The following is a 3,159-nucleotide window of genomic DNA, read 5'->3' as shown; positions in this document are numbered from 1 at the left end:
GGGGGCCGCCAGGACGCCGGCGCCGGTCAGGCACAGCGGCGCGGCCATGCACAGGCGGGGCAACAGGAGGGCCGCGCCGCGGCGGGGCTGCTTGGGAATCATGGCGTGAACGGAGTTGAGGGCAATGGGATGCGCGGGCGTCGCCGCGGGCAGGCGTTGGGAGCGCATGGGTTACGGGGCGGCGGGTTGCGGGGCGGATGCGTCTTGCGGCGCCGCCTTGTCGAAGGTCTGCGCTTTCTGCTGTTCGCCCTTGAACATCTGCACCACGACCGGCTGGCGCGGCGGCTTGTTGAAGATGTCCGTCGCATCGTTGACCCGCGTGACTGCAGTGATGACGTCATGCGGCTGTTCGACCGTATCGGCTTGCGCGCTGCGCAGCGCCAGCTGCAACAGGCCCACTTCGCGGGCGAGCGCTAGACGCTCGGAGTCGTGAGGCGTGACTTCCAGCGTCAGGCTTTCGTAGTAATTGCGAGGCGGCGCGGCTTTCTTGTCCTTGTCGGCCGTGTCGGTGGCCGCATTGCTGGCGGGCGCGATGCCGGCGGGGTTGCCGTTCAGCGCCAGCACGCGCACGTTGCGCACGATGGTCTGCGACGCCAGCGTGGTGAACGAGGTATCGGGCTGGCCGGGCAGGGGCGGTTGGCTCGTGTCGCGTTCCAGATGCAGGATCACATCGCCCCGGTCGCCCGCCGACACCAGGCCGGAGTTGCTGGTGACGGCGCTGGCCGGGATCGACACGGCCCGCATGTCAGGCTTGAGCACCGAGGCGACAAAGCCATGATCGCCGCTGAACACCAACCCGTCGCGCGTCAGCGGCTGGCCGTCCTGCAGGGTGCGGCGGGGGGTGGAGCCGGCGACGGTGCGCTCGACCTTGCGGCGTTCTTCGTCGGTATCGGCGGTGTAGTGTTCAGCCCGGATCTCGCCGGCCGGCAGTTCGCGCCACGCCAGCGTGCGGCCCGCGACGAAGTCGCCGGGCGCAAGCGTTCCGGCCGCCGACAGCACCATGCGCACCGGCGCGCGCGGCGCCTCGACCTGCTTGACGATGGTCACGGGAGGCGGCGGGCGCATGAGCGCGCGGCCCACCAGGGCCGCTCCCGCGGCCAGCGCGATCGCCGAGGCAAGCAGGATCAATGATCGGGTCTTCATAGCAAATAGGAGTGATTTATCTTTTCAATTGCATCAAGGGCGCGCATTGACCCCTGATGGCGCGCCGTCGGCGCATGGTCGTGCCTGGATGAAAGCTAGCTGGCGCTCCAGAGCACGAAGACCGCGCCGCAGGCAATCGCAAGCCCGTAGGGAATGCCTTGCATGGGCTCGTCGCGCAGGGCGTGCGGCGTGGGAATGACGAGGCCCGACAGCCAGACGTTGATCCGCATCAGGAACAGCGCCAGCGCACGTTCCAGCGCACGCAGCAGCGGCAGCGCCAGGGCCATCGCGCCGCCGGCAAGGGCCGTCACGATGAGGAAGACGAAAGTGTGCTCGCCCAGCCACAGGCACAGCACGGCCATCAGCTTGGCGTCACCGGCGCCCATCCAACGCATGGCAAAGAGGCAGTACCCCGCCACCAGCACGCCCGCGCCGGCCAGAATGCCGGTCGTCAGCGACGCGCGCAGCGCGGCGTTGCCCTGCGCCAGCGTCCATCCGGCATACGCGACCCATGCCAGCAGCAGCGCCAGCACCAGGCGGTTGCTGATGCGGCGATAGAGCAGGTCGGACACCACCACCCACGCCAGGGCGGGCAGGAGGATGATGCTGGGCAGGGAGTACGCCACGAAACGCCCGGCGATCAGCCGCCCGAGCGGGCGTCGGTGCCGGCTTCGGTGATGTCGCTGGCGATGGCGCCGAACTTGTCGCGCAGCGCGCTAATGAACGCGCCGTCGGAGCCGAAGATCACGCCCACGGCGGCGGCCATGGCAGCGGCGAGGATGCCGTATTCAATTGCGGTCACGCCGCTTTCGTCACGAAGGAATTGTTGGATGCGGGAGGTCACGGAAAAGTCCAAAAAAGAATCGTCGTGAATGAAAAAACGAAGGCTTTGACAGCCGTCATTGCGCAGACGATATTAGGATTCATTTGCAGCTAGCGATCAACCTGCGAATCATTAAGACTCGTTCAGGAACTCCTGCCGGCCGCGCTTCTACAGGGCAGGCGCAGCACGGCAAGCAGACCGCGCGCGGTGACGTGCGCGTCCCGGTCGCGCGCATCCAGATCGTTATCGGCAAGCACCAGCGATCCCCCATGCAGCGCAGCCACCGCGTGCACCAGCGCGAGGCCCAGGCCATGTCCTGAGATCGTCCGGTCGCGCGTCAGCCGGCGGAAACGCTGCACGGCCTGGCCGCGCTGGTCGGCGTCGATGCCAGGGCCTTCGTCGGCGGCGCCCAGTTCGATCCAGGCGCCGCGCCGCCGCGCCAGCAGCGTGACGACGGTGCCGGACGGCGCGTACTTGATGGCGTTGTCGGCCAGGTTCACCAGCGCCTGGAACAGCAGCGCGCGGTCACCCATCAACGGCAGATCATCCTCGATGCGGGTCTGCAGGACCAGGCCGCGTTGCTCGGCCAGCACGTCGTAGTAGTCGTGCAGATCGGCCAGCAGGGCGTGGATGTCCAGCTCGGCGGGCTCGTGATGGCAGCGTCCCGTCTCGACCTCGCTGATGCGCATGACGGTGCGGAACAGGTACAGGATGCGCCGGACCTCTTCTTCGGCCAACGCCATCTCTGCTTCCGCCGCGGGGTTGTTGCGCATCGACTCGGCGGCGTTGCTCAGCCGCTGCTGCAGGCGCGTGAGCGGCGTGCGCAGCTCGTGCGCAATGTGATTGGTGGCATTGCGCACCTCTTCCATCAGGAAGTCGATACGTTCCAGCGCCTGGTTCACGTCGTGTCCCAGTTCGTCGAATTCGTCCTGGCTGCCTTGCAGCGACACGCGCGCGTTCTGGTCGCCACGCGCAAACCGCGCCATGGTCTGCCGGATGCGCGTGACGCGGTTGGCGGCGCCGATGCTGAACAGCAGGCCCGCGCCCAGGCTGAGCAGCAGCGCGGTAAAGACGCTTAGCCCCACGACCAGCGGCACCGGATAGATGCGGTTGAGCATCGGCAGGATGTCGTACGCGATGACGTAGCGGCCGCCATCGGGCAGCAGCGACGCGTGGCCCAGCCATTCGCTGGA

Annotated in this window: 4 protein-coding genes; all 4 read right to left on the bottom strand. The window is 67.7% G+C overall.

What is annotated here, in order from left to right:
* Positions 1-171: 171 nt before the first annotated feature.
* Entirely contained in the window at positions 172-1,143 is a 972-nt protein-coding gene (gene cpaB / locus B3446_RS09180) for a Flp pilus assembly protein CpaB (RefSeq protein WP_291380248.1), read from the bottom strand.
* A 95-nt stretch (positions 1,144-1,238) separates the two neighbouring features.
* Positions 1,239-1,769 carry an A24 family peptidase gene (locus B3446_RS09175; protein WP_291380246.1) on the bottom strand — a complete coding sequence of 177 codons (531 nt, stop codon included), beginning with the start codon at positions 1,767-1,769 and terminating at the stop codon, positions 1,239-1,241.
* Between the two features lie 14 nt (positions 1,770-1,783).
* Positions 1,784-1,987, bottom strand: a complete 204-nt coding sequence (locus tag B3446_RS09170) for a Flp family type IVb pilin (RefSeq protein ID WP_105241336.1) — start codon at positions 1,985-1,987, stop codon at positions 1,784-1,786.
* A gap of 122 nt (positions 1,988-2,109) precedes the next feature.
* On the bottom strand, positions 2,110-3,159 hold a 1,050-nt coding region (locus B3446_RS09165), incomplete at its 5' end, for a sensor histidine kinase (protein WP_291380243.1).

Origin of the sequence: Achromobacter sp. UBA5777 (assembly GCF_002418565.1) — a bacterium.
GTDB classification, from domain to species: Bacteria; Pseudomonadota; Gammaproteobacteria; order Burkholderiales; family Burkholderiaceae_B; genus Achromobacter; species Achromobacter animicus.
Note: the sequence above shows the minus strand (reverse complement) of the source record. Positions and strands in the feature narration are given on the sequence as shown.

Bases quoted from the DNA above. Each gene is read 5' to 3' on its own strand.
- cpaB (WP_291380248.1), bottom strand. From the start codon at position 1,143: ATGAAGACCCGATCATTGATCCTGCTTGCCTCGGCGATCGCGCTGGCC.